38 protein-coding genes are annotated in these 21656 nt (G+C 45.0%); all 38 read right to left on the bottom strand.

The window, feature by feature from the left end; all coding sequences use genetic code 11:
- Positions 1 to 2: 2 nt before the first annotated feature.
- The 38 genes from DFQ00_RS17150 to DFQ00_RS17325 all read right to left on the bottom strand — a co-directional run bounded on the left by DFQ00_RS17150 (position 3) and on the right by DFQ00_RS17325 (position 21508).
- Complete coding sequence (locus DFQ00_RS17150) at positions 3 to 176, bottom strand: hypothetical protein (protein WP_174812259.1); 174 nt, start codon at positions 174 to 176, stop codon at positions 3 to 5.
- Positions 177 to 226: 50 nt separating this feature from the next.
- Positions 227 to 676, bottom strand: a complete 450-nt coding sequence (locus DFQ00_RS17155; RefSeq protein WP_110897713.1) for a YhfM domain-containing protein — start codon at positions 674 to 676, stop codon at positions 227 to 229.
- A complete protein-coding gene (locus DFQ00_RS17160) occupies positions 677 to 1342 on the bottom strand; it encodes a zinc dependent phospholipase C family protein (RefSeq protein WP_110897714.1) in 666 nt (221 codons plus the stop codon).
- Positions 1343 to 1389: 47 nt separating this feature from the next.
- Positions 1390 to 2181, bottom strand: coding sequence for a hypothetical protein (locus tag DFQ00_RS17165; protein ID WP_110897715.1), 792 nt, complete (start codon positions 2179 to 2181; stop codon positions 1390 to 1392).
- A 118-nt stretch (positions 2182 to 2299) separates the two neighbouring features.
- Positions 2300 to 2479, bottom strand: coding sequence for a hypothetical protein (locus DFQ00_RS17170; protein ID WP_110897716.1), 180 nt, complete (start codon positions 2477 to 2479; stop codon positions 2300 to 2302).
- Positions 2480 to 2593: 114 nt separating this feature from the next.
- Positions 2594 to 3049 carry an NUDIX hydrolase gene (locus DFQ00_RS17175; RefSeq protein ID WP_110897717.1) on the bottom strand — a complete coding sequence of 152 codons (456 nt, stop codon included), beginning with the start codon at positions 3047 to 3049 and terminating at the stop codon, positions 2594 to 2596.
- Positions 3050 to 3099: 50 nt separating this feature from the next.
- Positions 3100 to 3690, bottom strand: a complete 591-nt coding sequence (locus DFQ00_RS17180) for an HD domain-containing protein (protein WP_110897718.1) — start codon at positions 3688 to 3690, stop codon at positions 3100 to 3102.
- Positions 3691 to 3726: 36 nt separating this feature from the next.
- Positions 3727 to 3975, bottom strand: coding sequence for a GNAT family N-acetyltransferase (locus DFQ00_RS29865; protein ID WP_244213895.1), 249 nt, complete (start codon positions 3973 to 3975; stop codon positions 3727 to 3729).
- Positions 3975 to 4580, bottom strand: a complete 606-nt coding sequence (locus DFQ00_RS17185) for a GNAT family N-acetyltransferase (RefSeq protein WP_244213896.1) — start codon at positions 4578 to 4580, stop codon at positions 3975 to 3977. Before DFQ00_RS17185 ends, DFQ00_RS29865 begins: the two co-directional genes overlap by 1 nt.
- Complete coding sequence (locus DFQ00_RS17190; protein WP_341866274.1) at positions 4577 to 5221, bottom strand: inositol monophosphatase family protein; 645 nt, start codon at positions 5219 to 5221, stop codon at positions 4577 to 4579. Before DFQ00_RS17190 ends, DFQ00_RS17185 begins: the two co-directional genes overlap by 4 nt.
- Positions 5222 to 5377: a hypothetical protein gene (locus tag DFQ00_RS30260; protein ID WP_341866272.1), complete on the bottom strand. Its 156-nt coding sequence runs from the start codon at positions 5375 to 5377 to the stop codon at positions 5222 to 5224. It abuts the gene before it with no gap.
- A 22-nt stretch (positions 5378 to 5399) separates the two neighbouring features.
- Positions 5400 to 5672: a hypothetical protein gene (locus DFQ00_RS17195; protein ID WP_110897719.1), complete on the bottom strand. Its 273-nt coding sequence runs from the start codon at positions 5670 to 5672 to the stop codon at positions 5400 to 5402.
- A 14-nt stretch (positions 5673 to 5686) separates the two neighbouring features.
- Entirely contained in the window at positions 5687 to 5851 is a 165-nt protein-coding gene (locus DFQ00_RS17200; protein ID WP_110897720.1) for a PhzF family phenazine biosynthesis protein, read from the bottom strand.
- 18 nt (positions 5852 to 5869) lie between these two features.
- Positions 5870 to 6514, bottom strand: coding sequence for a Type 1 glutamine amidotransferase-like domain-containing protein (locus DFQ00_RS17205; protein WP_110897721.1), 645 nt, complete (start codon positions 6512 to 6514; stop codon positions 5870 to 5872).
- 15 nt (positions 6515 to 6529) lie between these two features.
- Positions 6530 to 6967 (bottom strand): DUF6979 family protein, encoded by a 438-nt coding sequence (locus DFQ00_RS17210; protein ID WP_110897722.1) that lies wholly within the window; start codon positions 6965 to 6967, stop codon positions 6530 to 6532.
- 12 nt (positions 6968 to 6979) lie between these two features.
- Positions 6980 to 7525, bottom strand: a complete 546-nt coding sequence (locus tag DFQ00_RS17215; protein ID WP_244213897.1) for a histidine phosphatase family protein — start codon at positions 7523 to 7525, stop codon at positions 6980 to 6982.
- Complete coding sequence (locus tag DFQ00_RS17220; protein WP_110897724.1) at positions 7488 to 7979, bottom strand: NUDIX hydrolase; 492 nt, start codon at positions 7977 to 7979, stop codon at positions 7488 to 7490. Before DFQ00_RS17220 ends, DFQ00_RS17215 begins: the two co-directional genes overlap by 38 nt.
- A 130-nt stretch (positions 7980 to 8109) precedes the next feature.
- Positions 8110 to 8361: a DUF7660 family protein gene (locus tag DFQ00_RS17225; protein ID WP_110897725.1), complete on the bottom strand. Its 252-nt coding sequence runs from the start codon at positions 8359 to 8361 to the stop codon at positions 8110 to 8112.
- Between the two features lie 65 nt (positions 8362 to 8426).
- Complete coding sequence (locus DFQ00_RS17230) at positions 8427 to 8906, bottom strand: hypothetical protein (RefSeq protein WP_110897726.1); 480 nt, start codon at positions 8904 to 8906, stop codon at positions 8427 to 8429.
- 189 nt (positions 8907 to 9095) lie between these two features.
- Positions 9096 to 9446 (bottom strand): immunity protein Imm33 domain-containing protein, encoded by a 351-nt coding sequence (locus DFQ00_RS17235; protein WP_110897727.1) that lies wholly within the window; start codon positions 9444 to 9446, stop codon positions 9096 to 9098.
- Positions 9447 to 9580: 134 nt separating this feature from the next.
- Positions 9581 to 9991: a hypothetical protein gene (locus DFQ00_RS17240; protein ID WP_110897728.1), complete on the bottom strand. Its 411-nt coding sequence runs from the start codon at positions 9989 to 9991 to the stop codon at positions 9581 to 9583.
- A complete protein-coding gene (locus DFQ00_RS17245) occupies positions 9991 to 10434 on the bottom strand; it encodes a LytTR family DNA-binding domain-containing protein (protein ID WP_167433753.1) in 444 nt (147 codons plus the stop codon). Before DFQ00_RS17245 ends, DFQ00_RS17240 begins: the two co-directional genes overlap by 1 nt.
- A gap of 370 nt (positions 10435 to 10804) precedes the next feature.
- The gene (locus DFQ00_RS17255; protein WP_110897731.1) at positions 10805 to 11308 is read right to left on the bottom strand and encodes a DUF4188 domain-containing protein; all 504 of its coding nucleotides are present in this window, start codon (positions 11306 to 11308) and stop codon (positions 10805 to 10807) included.
- A complete protein-coding gene (locus DFQ00_RS17260) occupies positions 11292 to 11801 on the bottom strand; it encodes a GNAT family N-acetyltransferase (protein ID WP_110897732.1) in 510 nt (169 codons plus the stop codon). Before DFQ00_RS17260 ends, DFQ00_RS17255 begins: the two co-directional genes overlap by 17 nt.
- 138 nt (positions 11802 to 11939) lie before the next feature.
- Positions 11940 to 12164, bottom strand: a complete 225-nt coding sequence (locus DFQ00_RS17265) for a hypothetical protein (RefSeq protein ID WP_110897733.1) — start codon at positions 12162 to 12164, stop codon at positions 11940 to 11942.
- A 65-nt stretch (positions 12165 to 12229) separates the two neighbouring features.
- The gene (locus tag DFQ00_RS17270; RefSeq protein ID WP_110897734.1) at positions 12230 to 12718 is read right to left on the bottom strand and encodes a cysteine hydrolase family protein; all 489 of its coding nucleotides are present in this window, start codon (positions 12716 to 12718) and stop codon (positions 12230 to 12232) included.
- A gap of 65 nt (positions 12719 to 12783) precedes the next feature.
- The gene (locus DFQ00_RS17275) at positions 12784 to 13500 is read right to left on the bottom strand and encodes an AAA family ATPase (protein ID WP_110897735.1); all 717 of its coding nucleotides are present in this window, start codon (positions 13498 to 13500) and stop codon (positions 12784 to 12786) included.
- Between the two features lie 161 nt (positions 13501 to 13661).
- On the bottom strand, positions 13662 to 14675 hold the full coding sequence (locus DFQ00_RS17280; RefSeq protein WP_110897736.1) for a bifunctional glycosyltransferase family 2/GtrA family protein: 1014 nt from the start codon (positions 14673 to 14675) through the stop codon (positions 13662 to 13664).
- 1 nt (position 14676) lies between these two features.
- Complete coding sequence (locus tag DFQ00_RS17285; RefSeq protein ID WP_174812257.1) at positions 14677 to 15687, bottom strand: phosphodiester glycosidase family protein; 1011 nt, start codon at positions 15685 to 15687, stop codon at positions 14677 to 14679.
- A gap of 197 nt (positions 15688 to 15884) precedes the next feature.
- On the bottom strand, positions 15885 to 16835 hold the full coding sequence (locus DFQ00_RS17290; protein WP_110897737.1) for a radical SAM protein: 951 nt from the start codon (positions 16833 to 16835) through the stop codon (positions 15885 to 15887).
- 172 nt (positions 16836 to 17007) lie between these two features.
- Positions 17008 to 17613, bottom strand: a complete 606-nt coding sequence (locus tag DFQ00_RS17295) for a hypothetical protein (RefSeq protein ID WP_110897738.1) — start codon at positions 17611 to 17613, stop codon at positions 17008 to 17010.
- Between the two features lie 35 nt (positions 17614 to 17648).
- Entirely contained in the window at positions 17649 to 17804 is a 156-nt protein-coding gene (locus DFQ00_RS29870) for a pyridoxine 5'-phosphate oxidase C-terminal domain-containing protein (RefSeq protein ID WP_244213898.1), read from the bottom strand.
- A gap of 82 nt (positions 17805 to 17886) precedes the next feature.
- Complete coding sequence (locus DFQ00_RS29875; protein WP_244213899.1) at positions 17887 to 18114, bottom strand: pyridoxamine 5'-phosphate oxidase family protein; 228 nt, start codon at positions 18112 to 18114, stop codon at positions 17887 to 17889.
- Entirely contained in the window at positions 18114 to 18725 is a 612-nt protein-coding gene (locus tag DFQ00_RS17305) for a histidine phosphatase family protein (protein WP_110897739.1), read from the bottom strand. Before DFQ00_RS17305 ends, DFQ00_RS29875 begins: the two co-directional genes overlap by 1 nt.
- Positions 18726 to 18842: 117 nt before the next feature.
- Entirely contained in the window at positions 18843 to 19361 is a 519-nt protein-coding gene (locus DFQ00_RS17310) for a DUF2569 domain-containing protein (protein WP_110897740.1), read from the bottom strand.
- Between the two features lie 210 nt (positions 19362 to 19571).
- Positions 19572 to 20027 carry a hypothetical protein gene (locus tag DFQ00_RS17315; protein WP_110897741.1) on the bottom strand — a complete coding sequence of 152 codons (456 nt, stop codon included), beginning with the start codon at positions 20025 to 20027 and terminating at the stop codon, positions 19572 to 19574.
- Between the two features lie 305 nt (positions 20028 to 20332).
- A complete protein-coding gene (locus tag DFQ00_RS17320; RefSeq protein WP_110897742.1) occupies positions 20333 to 20842 on the bottom strand; it encodes a DUF4275 family protein in 510 nt (169 codons plus the stop codon).
- 135 nt (positions 20843 to 20977) lie between these two features.
- Positions 20978 to 21508 (bottom strand): NUDIX domain-containing protein, encoded by a 531-nt coding sequence (locus DFQ00_RS17325; protein ID WP_244213900.1) that lies wholly within the window; start codon positions 21506 to 21508, stop codon positions 20978 to 20980.
- Between the last annotated feature and the right edge of the window lie 148 nt (positions 21509 to 21656).

Raw genomic sequence — 21656 nt, forward strand, 5'->3', positions numbered from 1 at the left:
GTTTAGTTTACAGTAAAGTCCTGCACTTCACATAACCATACCATATGATCGGTGCCCTCGCCCCAGTAATCGTTCACCACAGTATACGACTCTCCAAATTCCCGCCGCCACTTCAGTTCAATGACAAGAGCGATAATCCATGCCGAAGCAATCCCTTGACCATGCAATTCTGGCAACACATACAGTGTACCCAGCTCTCCGATCTGGTCTGCCCCTCCGTCTGTGATTAATCTGTACGCCGCTGAATGATTTGCCGTAGTCGATTCGCTTCCACAAGAGGTATAGTGTACCCTATGGTGGTATCCTTCTGGTTTACAAGCAAGCCCTGCGTCTTCGGGTCTGAGCCCAGTGACAGATCATAACGGGTTATGGAGCCATCCGCGTTGGTAATCCTCATCGTGTATTCAGCCGCATAATCAAGTATGCCCTGCATGCGTTCTGCCTTGAGTATGGCCTCTGTCACAATCTGAATCTCATCCGGGCGGTCAAACTTCACATCCCGGCACGTTCTCGAACCAAAGGCGGGATTACAGGTTAACGTGATTAGCGACGGAAGCCCCTCCGCCTGTTCTAGCCGCTGAGCCTCCTTGGAATCCCCACCATTCGAATCGCTACCACCACACCCTGTCATGAATGCTACGATGATGAGTACCAGCAGCCTCCCGAAGCTCCTCAATCAAACCGCCTCCCAACCCGCTAACAGCTCGAGTAAACGCGGCACTGTTGTGTCAACAAAAGCTTGTACAACCTCTTCGGTCAAATAAAACGGCGTAATGCCGGGCTCTTGTCCATGCAAAAAAGAATACGTCCGATCCCGCCAGCGCAGAATCTCATCCGCCGTTAAACGATCGGTTAACTCATACCCTGAAGCCTCGTTCAGCACAAACCATGCTTGTATGCTCCAGCTTGCCGTTCGAAACAGGGTGAAGTCAATCTGGTCTGTCTCCTGATAATATAGACGGGAAAGCTCTTCCTTGGTGCGAGTGATGCCCTCGCGTTTGTCGTGCTCCTGCACTCGTTCCACGAATTCGGGATACACACTGCGGAACCAGTAATAATCCGTCATTACATGCATGAAGTATCCCTTCACAAAGGACGTCCACCCTTCGTCCATACACTCACCAATATAACCATGGTATAACTTCTGAAGACGCCAGATATAATTGTTTTCTTTTTCAGGATCGAAATGAGTGTGCTGCTTGTCATCCCTGGTCGCGCCTTCACGCATGTGAATAGCATCCGGGGCGATATTGCCAAGATAGAATGCTCCCCGATCCAGCCGTTCAGGCAGTGTATCAGCGAGCTGTTGTGCGATAGTAAGATGTACCATAGGCAGCGGCATAGTCCGATCTCCTTTTTCAATGAAGGAATGGGTAGATATTCAATCTCTCACTGGCTAACGAAACCCGCCAACCTCTCCACTTGCATTCGGTCAAACAACTGCTCCAGGTCTGTATGATATGCGGGCTGCTCCTTGACTAACAAACGAATATATTCCGAGCCGCACTCGTAAAATACGAGACGATTAAATGGTGCTGTGTCGCCATAGTGATTAAGCTTCAGACCATATTCGGCCCGAATCAGATTCTCGACATACCTCGCGTAACCTTCATTCCACTCCAGCCAGCTCCAATATTCAGCCTGCTCTTCGGTAAGAGACTCAAACAAGGCTGTGCGGGCTGCCTGAATTTGCTGGAAATCCTCACTTTTTAACGCGAACAGCAGAGACTTAATTCGTTCCGCAATGATCTCATCCTCATAGGGGAATTCGTAATCAATCTCCCAGGTTACACGCTTTATTTGAGTCATTTTATGTTTAATCTGCAGACGGTCCACAATCCGCTCCTTATACTTCCCATATACAGAACAGTGCACATATTCATGGAACAGAAAGACCTTTTGCTCTAAATCTTTGAAAACGGAAGCTGTCACAATCGCACACATCCGGTCATTCAAATGATGCACTGGCATCGCGGCGAGACAATCATCGGGAATGTACAGATCATCGGGTACAGTCTTGACCCATTCATATTGCCCGGTCCTGGATGAATAATCATAGATATGTAACAATACTTCGTCCGCTACAACAACAGGATGATGCTCTGCAAAAAAAGGATGCAGGCTGACCAGCTCTCTCTGAAGCTCGCTCAACTCATTAATCTGCTGCAAAAATGTATGCATGTCTAACCCTCTCTCTTTGCAAAATGATACCATTATCATACTAAATCGACATCCGTAAATCACTGAGAGAAAAATGATAATGTTGTGCGATATTTAAAAGAGGAGAAGGAACAGGCGGTTAATACCGCCCTCCGCGTTTCTCGTGTAAATAGATATCTAACGCCTGAATGCCTCGTTTCGCCAGCTTGATAAATAGAAATAATTCATATACACCGAGTCCATAGACTAATAAATTCACCAGAACTGCAATAATCGAAATAAACGAAGTAAACCCAAAACCATAATCCATGCTTGACATAGTATTCATTCCTCCCAGTTTATTCTGACGTTACGTATAAAAATATAAAGTTCCTTGTCTCCGACTGTTTAATTGATTAACTTGATGATCATCTGCCTGCTTGCGTTTGTTAAATTACAAACCTTGAATATACCCCGCTTTGGTCAGCACGTATTTTGTGAACGGATTAAGTTCAGGGATCGGCTGAGTCAAGTCAAAGTATCGGAGCTCTAACCCTTCATCGTCCATTACGGTTGGACTGCCTGTAATTCCGGCTGCTTCATAAATAGCCATCACATTATAGACCTCGTCTCCATGCGGATACCGATAATACATATCCTGACCCGAGAAAACGGTGATCAGTTTATAAGCCTCTGCCCGCAGTCCGGCTTCCTCGTATAATTCACGTGCGGCGGCTTCTTCCAGCGACTCACCCGGTTCAAGCGAACCACCAAGCGTGCCCCAATCCAGGCTGTCTGTTCGCCTTTGAAGCAGCAAGTGACCTTGCTCATTAAACACCAGCACACATGAACCTGCCATAATCAAGGGCCTTGTACCCACCAGCTTCCGCAATTCCAGGATGTATCCCATGTTGACCCTCCAGTGACTGAATGTATTTACAAATCAATAATGATTAATCATCAGGATTGCTTCAAAATTCCTTGATCTATCGAGTGTTGAACCAACTGCTGTGCGTATGTCCATAATGTCTCAGAGCCGTTAGCCATTTCAGCATTTCGTATCAAGACCTGCTCACTCGTTATATTGTACTTCTGCCATGTGTCACCTTCATTCTGGTGATTATGGATGATAGGCTGCAGGCGATCCAGAGAGGAAGCAAATTGAGCTTCTTGCGTTTCTTTCATCTCAAACTCTATCCACAAGCTTAGCAATTCCTTAGCCTGTTGTTCCGGCAGCATGCCAAAGAGTCGATGGGCGGCCTTGAGCTCCCGCTCATACTTACCTATGTTTCCTTGAGTATCGTAGGCAAAAGTATCACCAGCATCAATTTCAACCAGATCATGCACAAGTAACATTTTGACTACTTTAAAAATATCAATATCCTTGTTTGAATGACCTTGCAAAATGAGAGCCATCATCGCTAAATGCCAGGAGTGCTCTGCATCATTTTCCAAACGTTCCCCATGAATAATCCTGGTTCTTCGTTCGATTGTCTTCAGCTTGTCAATTTCTATTAAAAATTGCATCTGTGACTGTAACGTTTCATCCACTCTGCCTTCCCCCTATCGTAATTCTCACTTAGTTCGTTATTCAATGGTGTACCAATACACCTGGTAATCAAAATCCAGAGACAAACCTATGCTTTGTGCCAGACGGATCGAACCTGTGTTATCAGGCATGCAGTCCCAATATGGGCGAATACCCACGCGATGACATTGCTTCATGTACGCTTGCGCTGCGAGCGCTGCATAATTGCGTTGACGATGACCTTCCAGCGTCTCAATATCAATGGCATGGGTGCTCCCTTCAACAAAAGCAGAGAAGCATACGCTCACTATTTCATCTTCATGAACCACCACACATAGCCTAAACCATGCTCTAAAAAAGCATCCACAGTTGCCCAGAAATGCCCGATCTTATCTGTGACAAAAGAAAGATTATTCAGACTACTCTGCTGGATAAGAGCTTTGTCTATGGGCAACACCCAGGTTCCCTCCGCTGGAAGCATCGGCACTCCCGAAGAGGTATAGCACATATCACTATCTGTTCTGTCATCCTTTGCATGCAGCATGAACACATGCTGTGTGTCATAGTTAAGCTCACTCGGACCAGCCATATGCTCAAGCACATTTAGCCAGCGATCATCAGCAACACCGATCTCTACCTCGGGCATCTGTAAGGCCATCAGCTCGGGCAGGTTATGTGTCTGCATGTATGTCCGCAATTCACTTCGAAAGGGTTTACTTTCTGCATCACCAACAAGCTGGTAACCGGATTGCCCATGAACCCATATGAGCGCTGCTTTGATGTTATCAGCATCATCCACATAGATTCGCCCAGGGTTCATGCCCAGTGCCACTGCTTTGACTTCGATATTGGGACAGGAATCCGTTAAATGTTTTATTTTGTAAAACTCAGATGTATGTAGCTCGGTAATCATCGACTCAGTCCTTCTCGCACGACATTCAGAAAATGCTCCCGATGGGCAGGATGACAGGCGATCAGATAAGGCTCCGAGCTCATACCGCTAAATTCATGGCCATCAAAATCAATTACAATAGCACCCGCTTCCTTTACCATGAGTATGCCTGAATACAAATCGTCTCCTTCGGAGTTATACAGCACGATACCATCGATGTCTCCCTTGGCAAGCATGCACCACTGCAATGTGGGAGCCCAGAGTCTCATTACTCTTTTAAAATGAACATCCAGATGCTGCCGCAAACGCACCGCATTCTCTTCATTTTGGACTTGATGCCCTTGGATCCAGCCAATGGTGCCTTTTTGTATCTCCTTTTTGCTTTTCACATGCATTGGAATCAGATTGCAGCTTGCCCCGTTTCCTTGAGAAGCTACGAAGAGACGGTCTACAATCGGTTCGTAAATTACACCCAGCACAGGTTCTGAACGATATATTAATGTGATGGAAACCGAGAATATCGGAAGGCCAATTCCGTAATTATTGGTCCCGTCCAGCGGATCAATCATCCACAGCCAGTCACTTTTATTCCCGTTATGGCCTCTCTCTTCACTATGAATCTCATGATTCGGGAAAACCTCCGAGATTGCCTCACATATGATTCATTCTGCCTCATGGTCAACATCGGTGACCATATCACCATAAATATCCTTCTCAATAACACTGGTGATGCGGTCAAAATTCATTCTGGCTACTTCCCCGGCTTTCCGTGCAGCCCTTTCCGCCAGCTCCTGCGCTGCCTGAAGAGTATTTTCCACGAGAACTCAATTAAATTTGGAATTAACTTCTGCTTTGCTCTACTTTCATTTTTAGAATCTTCCACGTCCAGGCTCCATACCATATCCCGCCAGCCGGAAACAGAATCAGGGCAGTTAATAAGTTTCCGTAGAACTCACGATCCATTGTGAGGTTTTGGCCGCTCCAGCTCGTCATGACCAAAGTGTACAGAAAAGCCAGAGGCAAGCCCCAGCCAAGCACTCCCCGCATCCAAATATGATATGTCCTTCCTTTTTCAAGCTGTTTCTCCCATTTCAACCGCTTTGACTCTTTCATCATTGAATTCCCCTTTAAATTCCATAGCTTATGAGCCTATTTGGGCATGTACTAGTATGAGCAATCTGCTGCATCGAAGCCTCACTCAGATGATCCGCCTCCAGAACAACACCTACCGGGTTTCCTTTGCCTGGAATGCTAGAAAAAGCATCATAGTGGTAGATTTGAATGGTACGCATGATCTCATCATCCTCACTTTATTGAGCGGAAATTGCCCCGCCGAATAACCCCAATGATTCATTTTCTACAACGACAGCACCGCCATCCGGGCAAGCATAAACCTTCGTTTGGTGTAATTGTGCGTATTCTTTGAATGAAAGAAGCATGACTTCCGTACCGTCCCAGTGTGGTGCAAATTCGAAATTCACAAGCCCGAGCGCGCGTAAATCCTTTAAATCCAGATGATTCTCATCTGCATCCTCCCCGTATCCCGCCAAACGGATCGAAGGTGTCATCAGAATGCTGCCCGCGCTAACCCCGATTAAAATGCCACCGCTGTTCACGTAGGAACGCAGCCGCTCAAGCAGATTTCGTTTCTGCAGCATACTTAGAAAATAAAACGTATTGCCACCCGACAAATGAATCGCGTCACATTGGAAAAGAGAATCCATCCTACTCTCCTCATACTCGGTATCGAGATCGTAATACTGCACATCTTCAATACCGAGCTGACGATAATAACGCCGAGTATGTTCAACATAGATTCGCTGCGGATCAGAGCTGGATGGAATATAACCGATGGAAGGCTGCTTTTGCTGAAACAAGCTTTGAATCCGCTCGTTCAATTCATCATTTGAATCAAAATACAGATCACTGAGCAAGACCAATTTGCGCTGTGTCATGAGAGAGACGCCTCCTTATATTCGCTTTCCATTGCCATTTTCGTTAAGCTCCTTTTGAAGAATTAGATCGTTTAACCAAAGTCCCTTGACGATATCGACCTGGTAATTTGATTTAATTTTTTTACCTTCGGTAACTGTTAACCATAACGTTTTGCTGTCTTCATGCACTTTACTAGAATTCTCTAGAAATAAATTGACTGTATTAACTGCATATTGTTTATTTAACGAATACTCCTTACGATTATATTTGCCTCTGTTCACTCCCCTGACATAACCATCTTCACATAGGCCTAGAAAAGCAGCCCTTGGACACCCTTTCTTTTGTCCCCAACTGCCTTCTCCGAATAATTTTCCAGTTGCCTGATACCAAGCGTCAACAGGATTTAAAATTTCTTTGCTATGTATGTAAGCAACCGCGTTTATAGCCGCCTGAACATATTTACTTTGATACATATTTGCTCCCCCTTAAACATGACGAATAGTACAGTATCCCGCTTCACCCAGAAAATCATTTCTCGTAAGTTCATACTCACCTAACAGCACTCTGTAATTCGTAATCGTGCCATCATGTGAAACCATAAATATATGTCCCTTTTGTTTGCGGCACCATGCCAGAAGCGACTCTGCCAGGAGTGTGAAATGCCGTGCAGGCATCTGATTTATGCTTTCTTCCCAGTCATTCAAGCCAACATCAATGACCTGTATATCTGGATATAACATGCCAACCTCTGCCCTTGAATAGATCTGATCACAGCCTAGTGGAGTATAGCTCGAATCTTGAGGAAACATTCTAGGTCCAACCAATGGACTAATCATTACCCTGCCACGTGCGCTGGATGTTAACAGTTCCACTGTTTCAAGGGTTCGTTTCGTGGGGCTGACTACGATCGTATCGTCAGGCTTCACTTGTATAAGTTTACATAAAGCTTTAATTTGCTCTTTCCCCTGTGCGGTCAAACCCGGATGTAATCGGTTATTTTTGAATGAAGTGTTTGATGCCGCTGGTATCACGTAGATTAGCGAGTTCTTTTCTCAGAAAAACAGGATAAATCTCCATCTGCTCCAGCTCCCCCATAGGGAACCAGCGAAAGGTTAATTCACCGTCGTTTTCCAAGCCATTGAATTCAGGTTCATCATAATAGGAATGTGCTTCTGGAAAAGAAATAACATAATAGAATCCGATCTCATGCATATGCATGTCATCGTATTCATAAAAATCTTCACAAATAAATGCGAGCCTCTGCACCTGCGCAGAAATACCCAATTCCTCTACCATCTCTCGCCGAATAGCTTCCTCGGTAGATTCGTTCAACTCTGCTTTGCCACCGGGCAAGTTCCAGAAATCATCCTGTTTCGCCTGATGCAAAAGAATCTTGTCCCCATTCATCACAATGCCAGCCACCCGAAAGTTAAATCGTTCTCGCCCTAGCTTGTACGATATGTTTCTATTCACCGTATTCGTCATCTAACCGCCCATCCCTCAGTAAATCCACTAAACAGCGCCACGGTTACAACCATCAGCCCCGACTCTACAAAATCCATAATTAACACAGACCTCCGTTATGTATTCTTCTCAGCTGTTATCGTTCTACCAGCTATTCATAAATTTTGCCCATATACATGATCTGTGCACATCGCTTCCACGGGTTATCCGGCTTCTCATAATGCGTTAATCCCTCAACAGACTCCCGTCCCCAATCCACCGCCGCTTCCAAAAATGAATCAATTGAATCCTGCTGCCATTCATCACCATGTGCCTGTCGATCTATACTGAGTGCACTCAGAAATGCAATAAATGTCGCTTCATCCTGCACTTCATTTACTATTTCAAATAATGTCTTTTGCATCTGGGCTTTCTACCTTCTCTCGTATCCAGGCTTAGTCGATGTCTGCAATCATCCATTGCGCAGCATTACCATCCGCTTTCTTTTTCTGAAATAATCATTTGATTGTACTCCATCTCGTCTCCCTGTCGTAATTCCGCAACCTTCACCGTTGCCTGATAGATGCTCTTCTGTTCTGTAATCGTAATTTCATCCATTGAAATCATGTGGCGAACCTTATAGCCCGGCTTGCCTGTGACGGATGCTTCTGCAGTGAACAGACCCACATATCCCTCTTCATCTTGTTCATATAAATAACGCATGCGCGCATTCATTCGTTTGACAATTTCCAGTTCATCGCCCGAATATTTGCTCTCGTCCACATATTGAGGCGGGACATCTTCATCTTGTGCAGAAGAGACTGCTCCTTCCCCCTGCTCAACGGATTCATGCTCTGAACTTGTTGATACAGCTGATTTCTGTGTATCCTCAGGTCCTGTTTTATTCTGACAGCCGATTATAAACAAGATCATGCCAAGGGAAGATATGAAAGCCAACTTTCGAATCATGGCACTTCACTCCCCATTTAGGACAGGCGACTTCCTAACCCTGTAAAATTTTATCTCGCGTACATCATAACCCATAATGTGGAATTTGCACACATATGAAATAAGTCAATGTTTAGGTTAGCTTCCATAAAAAAACGCCGCTATGCATGGAACAGTCCATGCAATATGCAAGCGTGGCAATACGATGATTTATCTATTCAATAACCCTTCATCAAACCATACATCCTCATAATCCTCAGCGATCAGAAACCTCCACCCCGGAGCAAGTCCGAGATATCGACTAATTTTCGAGTCCCATTCATCCGTATGTGCAACATGCAGCGGTACAAAGAAGTCATCTGCATCCGAATATGCCTCAGCCCAAACGTACCACCCGGTCGTATCGCCTGCAGGCTGGATTCGCATTCCGTGAATCGGCTCACGTCCCTCCTTGACGTTCCAGGCGATCCCCACCTTCAAGTGTGGTTCACTTGGAACGAAGTCCGCATTATATTTTGCACATAGTTGTCTCTGAATCTGTTCAACTGTTTCCGACTTCATCATACGCCCCCTTCCATGGATCAAACGTTGTAATATGCTTTTTATCCTGCCAGATCAGCTCCGTATCCTCCACGTTTCCCACAGCAAACAGCATGATGCACAACAGTTTCAGAACCTCGTTATCTTCACCTTCATTATTTCAAAATATCATTTAACTCTTCCGCTTTTTTCCTGCTATCTATTTTAGCATAAAAGTAAAACGCTATAACATGCAGCACAATCGAGAGCAGCCACATGGCGGGAAACCAGGGGGCTATCCATTCGAACATCTTACTGGAAAACAGCCAAAGAATAGCCATGCCTCCGATGATATTACATGTGGAAGAAATGATGATATTCCATATCGGCTTTAATGTAAAATGATTCCACAGCGCATTGTACATCCCCCCGAACAGCACTGCCGCAATAAGCGAAATGCCCGCCACGTTCCATAGATATCCCATCTGTATCGACTGGTCGTGATAGAACAACGTTAGCAAAAGTGTTACCCACAGTGTTGTAGCTGTAAATACCTGAAAAAAAGAATGTTGAAGCTGTTTGATCATCATAATCTCCTCCTGAAGTTCTGGATATAAAATCGACTGACATAATAGCTGGAGCCATCGGTCAGATTGACCTGAATTCTGGCATGCGACGCAGCTGCAAAGTTGCTGATATGCCTGATATTAATGATCGTCTGATTGTTGATTCGTACCAATGAAACGTCCTCTAATTCCTTTTCCACATATTTCAGACGTTTGTTAAGCAAATACCTGTCTCCTGTGATGACACGCACCCCGCACATCCGTTCTTCGGATTCAATAGCCGTCACAGCACTCAGCTTGACCATAACATTGCGATTATTGCTCGCCTGAATGACGATTAGTTCCGTATCCAGTTGACCAATTGCCTCCCGAATAGGATTCCATTTGGATCGCTCTGCGGGATGAGTAATCACTTTCACCTCGTTCTGCTGCATCTCCTGACTTTCTTGAAAATAAACTTTCATTTTACTCACTGGCCTCCTCTCACTACTCATATTACATACCCGGCAGCAGCCTTCCCACTATTTTGCGTTTTGTTGCATCAACACGCAGCTTCGTTGCACCAGAACACAAAAAAACTACCCTGTTCAGAGTAGTCTCCTGCGATTCCGCTTTGCTTCATCGGTCTTGCTTCATCTCCAGAAACATCTCCTGATGCTGCCTGACCCAATCATTCATAGCAATGACGGCTTTCTGAGAAGCCTGTTGATATGAAGCATATATGATCTCTGTTTGCTGCCGTAGCTGTAAGTCGTGATCCAGATCCGTCGGCGATACATCCTGCCATGTTCCTCCAGATTCTAGACACAATTTATTTATAGCTATTGATTAGCTTTATGGATTCTCAGGTGTCTCAACTGCTGGCTCGTTCTCTCCGCCCATTCTGCGCCGTGATGTTGCCATGCCTCCCGTTGCGGGTACATGATTCGCCACTTTAGCCAGTCCAAACTTCGGCATGTTGGCATAGATGGTTTCATACGAACCGGATTGAGCTTTATACGTCTCGTGGTATATCCCCACAGAACCATCAGAGCCGATGGACGTATTGAACCGTTTCCAAGCCTCCAGATGTAATCCGCCGCGCGCGTACTTTTCCAATTCATCATATGAACGCCAATATTGTAGCAAGGTTACTCCGCGCCAGTTCAGCATAAATTCCGTGCCCAAAAATCCGGTATCCGGGTTCTGATATAATTCTTTGATCATGGGCCCCATTGCGTTGAACACGGGCAGCCACTTATGAATGGCCCACAGCCGATTAATTCTCATCCCGATGATAAAAACAACGAATTCTCCCTCAATCTGAGCGGAGTATCTTCCCTTATGTATTTCTGCCATCCTCTACCTCCTGTTTTAAATTGTAGTGCAACATATGCTGTATTCCCCAGTTTCCCTGCCTGGTTAACCCCAAATCGAGAAAACCGGATTTCAAATACAGCTGCCGCGCGGCCTTGTTTTCTTCATTCACAGCAAGAATAATCTCTTCGACTTCAGGGTGATACTCACGGACCCAGGCAGGCAGCTGTTTCATCGCTTTCAGTGCATATCCTTTTCCCTGGTGTTCCTTCGATATAGACAACGCACGAACAAGAATTTTGCGATCCCGCTCCGCTGGCTCCACGTATTCTGAACCTTGATGTAAAACAAAAAATCCAACAGGTACTTTCTGAACTAAAATGACAACCGGGTCTTTGTCCGGGTTAGCAGCCGCCTCTTCTATAACCTCTACAGGCATTGCCGTAAAGTGAATCTGTTCCTTTTTCAACGCAAAACGGGTTAGAGCCTCATCATACTGCTCTTCATAATGCACCAGTCTAATGCCATTCTCCATTCGCTGTATCCTCTCTTCATAATTTATAGTCTCATGACGATTACAGCTTTTCGCATACCTTCCTTCTATTCGAATAAGAGTTGTTATTTAAATTGCGAAGCACTGTAACCTCACCCATCTTACAGCATACCGATATACTTATGCCTTTTTGCTCTCTTTTCGAACAAACAGGGTAGCTGCAAATGCAACAGAGCCTACAAGCGGCAGTCCGCTAACCCACCCCATAAGGATGAGTACAGGTGCCAGCATTAAAATCACGCCGAAAAACACCATCAGCCGCAGCTTTTCCTTCATGCCTTTAATAGCCCAGATCAGACCTGCCAAAGACAGTACAAGTAAGAAAGCATTGTTGAATACATCCATATCCCCAGCCCCTTTGAGAAACTACATGCTGCTGCTTGATTCAAGCTGCCTGTTCATGTCGCCCTTCAACCCATTAGATAATCCACTACCGAGTACGAGATCACATGACGGTCTCTATATGTGCCAGTCACTGCATCCGGATGTGTACTGAGAATGCCATTTTGGAGCATCACCGGTCTGAAGCCACGCTCCACTGCACCCTGGTATGTGAACAGCACACATTCTTCTGCCGCAAATCCTGCTATAATGAGCAGCTCTACGCCCTGGCTTTTGAGCATCTGCTCCAGATTCGTTTGCCAGAATGCATTGGAACTTTCTTTGGTCAGGATAAGGTCCTCGTCTTGCACATCAATTTCGGGAATAACACGATACAACTCAGGATCGGCTCCTTCCATGCCCTCCACGTCCTGCACATGTACAACGACATGGTTGTTCGAACGCAGGACGTTTGCCACATGATTCATATATTCGCTTGCATGGTCTATGGCCTTCTGATCCATCTTGGTCCTAACAATACTTTCTTGCATATCAACAATTAACAATGCTGTCTTCATTCGCTCTCTCCTTCAGCGATCCATTTTTGAATAGTCGATTTTCCGTTTGTGTGGTCATGATCAGATTAATCCTCTCTAAATAATTCATGCAGCATACGATTCCGATTCTCCAGAAAGCTGCGGGTGATCTGATAGTGATCCGTATCCTCGTACGCAATCTCGTGAATATGACCATCATCAAAACTTAAAATATCCGCCCCCGGATACCCCAGCAAAATAGGTGAATGCGTCGCAATAATAAATTGCGAGGTTTTGGACAGATCATGCAGAATCCGAAGTAACGAGAGCTGCCGGGCAGGAGATAACGCGGCTTCAGGCTCATCAAGCAGATAAATGCCTTTTGAACTGAAACGGTTGATGAACAGGTTAAGAAAGGACTCTCCATGAGACTGCTCATGCAATGATTTTCCACCATAATATTGAATTGATTGGGGACCCAATTGATCCACATGGGATGCAAACTGGTAGAATGACTCTGAGCGCATGAAAAAACCATTGGTGATTTTCGGCATCCATGCCAGTCTCAGATATTCTCCAAGCACAGACTCCGATGCATGCGTCTCAAACTGATTACTGCGCCCGCCCCCGGCGGTGTTGAAACCACATTGATGAGCGATGCCTTCCAGCAGTGTTGATTTCCCTGAGCCATTCTCACCAACGAAAAACGTAATGTTATTGCGGAATGCTAACCGCCCCATTGCATGAATGGAGGCAATATTGAACGGATACCGGCTCGCCTGTTCTACCCGCTCTGACATCAATTCAACACTTCGAAGATACATGATGCACCTCCTTGATTCAGTTCTTGCACTTTCGCATGTTCCTCTCTCTCCATCGTACCGTATAAACCGCTTAATAGGAAACTGCTTCAATCGAAAAAGAGCGAGCCATCTGGCTCACTCCATCCCGCTCTCATTATAAGCGATTAATGATTCATAAATCGTTAATACACAAATCTGCGCTGCGCCCAGTAGCTGAACACAAAGATCGAAATTTCAGTCAATATCTTGGCTGCGAGCAGCGGGATGATCAGTTTTTCATTGTAAAAATACAACAGTCCGTAGTTAAGCAGCAGCACCAGCAGTACGAGCGAGAAGTATTTGGGCAGCGACTTCCGTATCTTCGAGTTTCGACCTGCGGAGAAAACATATTTACGATTCACCGTATAGTTGAACATAGAGCTGCATAGTCTTGCCGCAACCACGGACAGGAACAGATGATGCGTAAAATACTGCATGATGAATAATAAGCCAAAGTCAATCAGAGCCGATAACACCGAGGAAGTGCTGAACATCAGAATAGGCAGATAAATTCGGAACGAATCTGCAAGAGGACGGAAGTGAGATGACTCATTATGGTCGAGGTAGACCGTATCAATGAATTCTTCTGTAATCTCATATCCTTCTTTATGCGCAGTTAACAGCATGTTCATCTCATACTCAAACCGTTCTCCCGGAATCTGGCACAGCCAGTCCAGCATTGCATAGGGAAACCCTCGTAAGCCCGTCTGTGTATCGTAAACCTTGCTGCCTGTGGTCAGTGAAAATACGGAACGTGTGACCGCATTGCCGAAGCGACTCCGGGCGGGAACCTTCCCTGTAAAACGGCGACTGCCCAGCACAATTCCGGGACAGGTTTGAGTGAGCAGCGTCTCGAAGATTTTGCAAATATCATGAGAAAGATGCTGCCCGTCACTGTCTGCACATACCACCCCGCCTTGCGGCCCGTGCTCTTTAATATGCTGAAAGCCTGTTTTAAGCGCCCGTCCTTTGCCTTGATTCACTTCATGAGTCAGCACCGTGCATCCATACGCCTCGGCTGTTTCAAAAATCCCCCGAAAGTCAGGTCCGCTACCATCATCCACGATGACAATCGGACCTAGCTTAAACGTCTGCAGCTGCAAAATCAGATTTAATAAACGAACGTCAGGTTCATAGGATGGAATGAGGATTGTCATGTTATTTCCCCTCCGTTACATACAAAATGTCACTTACGCCCCGCTCCTGATTACGTCCCAGCGGATTGTTAACCACCCTGCCCATGAAATACATCGTAGATGAACCTCCACCGTCCAGATTATACGCTACGGTTGCACCCAGCTCCTTCATCGTCTGAGCAAGCTCTGCCAGCGTCATGCCCCGGCTATCATCCTGTCTTCCGTCGACCACCACAAACACATAATGGTTCGGCGCAATCATGCCGATGGCTGTTCGAGGGTTGGCATCCTGAATAGAGCGATTACCAAAGTTATTGTCAATTTTCACACTGCTGAAGTCACTGGCGATTTGCCCGTCTTGTACCAAAATCGGTCCGAAAGATAACGTATTGGTGACTCCTTGTGCCAGCAGTTCAGAAGAAGAGATATCATTTTCGTTGTACGTTTTGATCGTCCCGTCATTGAATAAAGCCAGTCCATCCCTTGTCGGGCTGTCACGATAAAGCACCCCGTTACGGATAATGACACCATTATCACGGAAACCATAATAATCTCCATTCACGGCGAAGATGGCATTATTCGCTACAGCAATCTCCGAAGTGTCCTCCGTAATATTTGTTCCAAAGCTGTTATCCGCGAATGCACTTCGCAAACTGCTCGCATCCTTCGCCTGTACATCAGCCACATAATACGTAATCTGATCCGCCCCTGACCCCTTCTGTACCTTCTGAATCTGCACCTTCAGATCATCAGTCGTATAATTCCAGTCATCCAATGCTGCATGCTCATCTGTCGATGTCGTTGTCGAGGTGGGGAGACTGGAAGCTGTTGTGCCTGTGCTTGCAGATGCCAAGTTTCCATCCGCAACAACCACCTGTACATGTCGGATCAGATATCGGTCAGCCAGGCTGTACAGAATACCTCCGATGGTCAGGATTACGACGAGTGTTATCGTAAGCCACCTGCGTTTTTTTTGCGAAACAGGTGTTATATGCTGGTCTTTCAGATTTGGTTTTTTAAACAGTTTCTTCATGTGAAGTTCACCTCTTCAATTAAGTTCTTACAGCCATATTAGGCTCGATATCTTAAATGAATCTGAAAGAGAGGAGATCGAATGTCAACGATCCAATGTTAGCATTGTAAATAGTAAAAGGCGTACTAAAGGGCTTATAAAAAGGCCCTCTGATTCCATCAAGGAATTCAGAAGACCTCCGTGTTCGTAATATTCTCTTACGTAAACAAAGCATCGTATGCCGGACAAGGTCGCTTTTCCAGAAAGTCTGTCAACGCAGCGGGCTGTTGCTTATAGATATCCTTCAGCAACGTTCCTTTATAGATGTTACCAATCACCACCGGATGACACAGCTCACAGATCAGAATATCTCCATTGCCATGTAAATGCAGCTGCTTCGTACCATCCACACAATTTGAGAAATATACCCCCGGCTGCTCGCGCAGATTCAATTGCTCGGCAAAGCGATCCATACATGTAAAATAGAGCGTTGTATCCGGCCTTTTATGTTCAATTAATGCCTGGACCGACTGCACAAGCGACGCTTTGGAGACAACCTGACTCCAGTCGCTATGCGGCATCTTGATGCTGTTCTGTATCTCATGAATACGTACCCCCAGCTCATAAACCTTATCGCTGATGGCCTGCATATTTTCCTGATTGCCTTCAAACAGCAACGTCTCCAGCACGGTCTCCAGACCCAGATTCGTACATAGACGAATGTTCTGCTCTAATCGCTCGTACATGCGTGGATGCACACGGTAGTAGGCAGCATATGACTCCGCATCGGTATAGTTAAATGAGATATGGATGTTGGACAAGCCCGCATCCCGCAGGGCAACGATTCGTTCCTCTGTCAGCAGGCTGGCATTGGTGTTCAGCTGTGTATCAATGCCATGTGCAGCGCAGTAGGTTACAATCTCAAGACAGTCCTGGTACTTCAGCGTTACTTCGCCGCCTGACAAGCGTACCCGCTTGAGATGAGGAAGCTCACGGATGATTCGGATGACTTCCTTGCTGCCGATGCACTCGCCATCATCCCGATTGTAGGCGCAGCAGTAATCGCATTTATAATTACAATTGGAGGTCACCCCCACCTCCAGCCCTTCCAGCTCATAAACGCCTGGAATTTCCAGTTCAAGTGCTTTATATTTGTTTCTGATCGTCATAACCATACCTCCTGATTCCTTGCTACATTTCAGTTTCAACCTGCTGATAACCTGAAAATTATAGCGAAGCACCCGTTGGAGATGATATGACATTATGTACATTCAGGTGTCATGGCTGCGAAAAAACATATCATTATTACGCTCACGAGATCCTTCCTGTTCAATTGATTACCTATTCAAAATCAGGTCGATAGGCATATTCGAAAGTAGCCAACATGATAAATTGAACATACCCTCTATCATCTACAACCATACCTATTGTGTTCATATCTTTATATATTTTTCTCGTTTCTTCATAATGGAATGACGATTTGACGCGATATTCTCCCTGAGCATTTTTATGCATGAGATAAGTAATCATTCGAACCGTTCCTCCATTGGTCGGTTCCATCAGTGCCCCCCTGCCATATTGCTGGATAACCTTCTGCAATTTACTTCCTAAGCCTATCCCACTAGGTGTTTTATACGTATTAAACCAATCGAACCAGCTATCTCTACTGATCATTATGGCATCCACGATACCTTCCTTATAATGGATCACCATATCTTTATAATCATATGTATCAGAATGCGCATAATAGTTGGTAGCATAACCCAACTGCTCCTCAACCTCTTCACGTGTAGAGCCAATCTTGATGGAGATTCCCTTTGATTTAGACTGGAATTGGAACTCATCTTCCATAAACACAGCAGTCTGACTTGAGGCAGCTTTTACATCATTAACTGAGAGGAGCAATAAAAATACAAATGAAATAATAATTAACACTCGTTTATTCAAACCTTTTCTTCCTTTCCTCTCTGTAGTTCATTTATTCAATGGATCAAAATCTTCTCGAACAACCGCGTACACCAAGGCCATAATCTATTTTTGTGCCACTGCCCATCTTGCCACGTATATTGAACACATATGTGTTTGCGATCCGTATCCCCCTGCCAGAACTCTACTTCCTGCGCATATACAGCATACAAACGCCAATGACGCGCGGCAAAATCGGGGTTCTCTTGAAGACGTTTCTTCTGCAGTTCAATGGAACGATTCCACTCGTCCTCACTACATAATAGCTTTTAAAATTAACACTCTCGCTTCTGGATAACCATGTTGATCCACTGTTGCAAGGGTCATGGCATGGGGTTCCTTTACGTTGTTCTCCATCGCCAGTCTCAACCAGTCCAAAAATAGCTCTCCTGGACGACCAGGCAATTGTTCTAAATTCCAGGCCGGAAATGGTCCCGATAAGGAATTTAATTGATGAAGCAGCTCTTCAGCTTGGTCGCTCATCATTTTCCTACCTCCCTGTTCGTGTCTAATACGCTCCAGCTATCCTTCATTTTCCCAAAAGTATGAATGCTCGTGTTGTGGATGGTATAAAAGCTGGACGTATTGCTCCACTCCTGGTTCAATAAAACATAGTAGAGGATATTAATCACCCCTCCGTGTGTGACCAGGAGAACGTTGGATTTCATCTTCTTCGCTTCGAGCTGAGTACATAGATTCTGAAATGCGCTTTTTATTCTTGTGTAAAAATGAATCGGACTCTCTCCACCTGGAAAGGCAGTATGCATCTCTAACGTATTAAAATAAATTCCCGGGTATTTCTCTTCCGCCTCCGCATGGAGCATACCCGCCAGTTCACCATTGTTCATCTCACGCCAATCCGATGTGTGACTGCCTGGAATATTCAATGCTGCTTCAATCTCCTTACTCGTCTGAACCGCACGCTGGAGGTCACTGCTTATAATCGTTTGAATATCGTATTGCCCTGCATGCTCATGCAGATACTTACCCAGCATTTTGGACTGATTAACCCCCGTTTCGGTAAGCCCTCGCTGACTCCAGCCGCCACGATACCCTTCTTCATCTGCACCATGTCGCACCACATATATTTTCATTTCTGGTCGTCACCTTTCGCTCGCGAATCAAATCAATATATATGACCTATACATAATTTTATCAAAAAATAGGCTCGGATCATTTCAATCCAAGCCCGGTCATTTCCTGCTTCATGTTTATCGAACAAATGTATTCTGTACACGTTCCGACTTAATAAAATACGGAATCCAGATTGCACAAGCAATACCGGATCTTACAATGTCCCGAATAGAGCCCCCATCTTCGAGTTCTCTCGCCATCGGAATCTGATAGAGCAGCAGATAATCCACAGTTCCCACGATAAGACTAACACTGTAAAAAATAATCATAAGACGAGGAAGAATTGCTTTTCTCTGATAAAAAGCAACGATAACATACACAGTGAATAAGAGAAACAAGAGATTAAATACCGCCTCAAAAATAATGATCGGCCCCCACAAGGGGTGATAATAACCCGAATCCTTAGCAGTGAGCATCTCCCATGTCTCTGTGTTCAAGATCGGCAAAATAGACTGACTAATCTGTGCAAGGAGCATGATCAAGGTAAACAGCAGGCCAATCTGGATAAGAATGAGCCAGCCTCCTAGTCCTGATACTCCGAGTGGGCGATTTTCCGTTGTAGCTTGTTGGGCAGGCTCTTGTACAGGTGTTTCCATTGCTAACACTTCCTTTTTCTCATGTTGTACTAACAGCCGTTATATGTGATTTATATGTATGACTGCCGTTCTATAAATTCCTTTTCCTAATGAAACCCTAACCTACCTTCCTTCTCTCATAAAAATTAACACAGCTTCCTTATTGTACTACAAGCGGGCACTCAAGCCTATCCATTTTCTATAAAGAAAGGTCATGCTGGGCATATTTCTTTATCCTTCAGCTTGTCGGTTTTTCTCTTCGAGGACTTCGATATGCCCCAAATATCTCAATTTCGGGAGGGTATTCTCTATAAACCTTGCTTTGTCCTTGATCTGGATATAGAGCACCATTCCATCTGGATCTTCTGCTTCAACACCATGTTCTTCTGTATAGTGTAGGCAACTATTAAAATTCTCTGGCGGTGCTCCTTGGGGAACAATAACACAATTAAACCAGAAATCCGTGTATTCTAGTGCCATAACAATCTCTTCTTTTGTCTGTAGCTTATACCACATTACGTTTTTCAAATGATTGGGGATCTCCGAAGGCATTAGCCACAACGTATTCTGGTATTTCACTTTGGGGAAAATAAAGCTCTTTACGGATTCTGAATATTCCTTTAACTCGTAAATCGTAATTAATTCATACAACACTTCTTGAATTTCATTTATCAGATCAGCATCCATGGTACTCAGTTCCTGATTTCGAAACTCTTTGATTAATTGTTCGTTAGTTAACTTGCATTCTTTACTGTTCGAGTTACGATGTAATATATCTGCCACTCTTGTGGCCTTTTCATGATCTGGGTCCCAGGTCCATATCCCAATTCATAGCCAGTCTCAAGTACAATGGGATTTGCGTTTAACCATAGTTTCAATGTAGGTATCTCCTTATCCCTTAGCATGTAGGCTTACCATCATAAAATTCATATCATATTTACAACGCATAATGATCTCTTTACACACCTTCCTGCAATCGAACTCCATCCTCTCTACCCCTCTTCAATTTTATAAAAATACGGTCCGCACATTGATTCATGTGTATGTACATATGTCCATGTGAACGCCTTATCGAATACATAGATGTCCTGCTGCTCATCAAAATCAGCTGCGACTACAGCGCTTGCATTGTTATAGATCTGTATGTATGGTGAACGCTGATACATTACATATAATTCAGACTTGTCTTCCGCATCAAAGGCTGCTCTGGCCGCATCGTTCTGCAGGCAAGCCTGCTGTTCGTAGCTGAACATATGCCATTTATACTGGCTGTAGTGGATGACCTCTTTCAAAAGTTCATCCAGCTGATGTGCAAACACCTCATCCCAGCGCTGAATAATTCCCTCGGATTCCTCACACAGCTCAGTTACCTTCACCCCCTTGCCCGTGAGTGTTTTCTGATACATATACTTGCGGTGAACCATTTCAACATATGAACGAGCCACATTCAACTCATTTCTCGGCAAATCATCCAGCATTCGATTAATCTCATCACGAACCATATGGAACCTCCTTATGTAGATGCTTTAAAGAAATCTTTTTATCGTCCACGGGAATAGATTTAAACTCGCTACGCAGCGACCTCACTGGAATCAAACAGTGATCGCACGAATCTTCAACAATATTCTGCATCTGAATCAGCGTCGATCTGCTTCCCGCAGCTCATAGGCCAGCTGGTACATCTCGGCAATGTCATGCCGGTTCTGATCCCGGAAACGCCGTACCGCTTCTGCAATCTCTACCACTTCAACCGCTACTACCTGCTCTCCATCCTCCGGATTCAGCGGATCACTCACAATTGCCACATCGCCATACCCGATCACTCTGATAAAGTTGGGGTGCGGAATGTATGCACGATACGGCTCAAGCGCGCTGGAGGTACAGTAGAACTGACCGAAAACCTGATAGCTACGTAGCTCCGCGCCTAGTTCTTCCATCAGCTCACGTTTCAAGCCGTCCATATAAGGCTCCCCTGCCTCCAGCGTTCCTCCGGGCAGCTCCCACAGTCCATTATGCAGTTGAAACACAACACATCGTTCCCCGACAAACGGAATGATGCTCACATTGCTAACTAGCGTTTCATGCACCTGCGCCCCCAGTCTGAACTCTGCCTCAACGATTCCCCAATGAATCGACGTGCTTAGTACAGGAAATGGTTCTGTATTCAAACTATGCATCCTCCAATTGCTCATACACGCCCCATCCTCTCGAAATGATAATGCCATGATGTATTCTTCCATATTCCACTCTCATCCTCACTCCCATACCTTCCAAGTATAGTCGAAAACACAAAAAGAAGGCCACTTCCCCAGCAGG

The sequence above is a fragment of the Paenibacillus barcinonensis genome (assembly GCF_003217495.1).
GTDB lineage: Bacteria > Bacillota > Bacilli > Paenibacillales > Paenibacillaceae > Paenibacillus > Paenibacillus barcinonensis.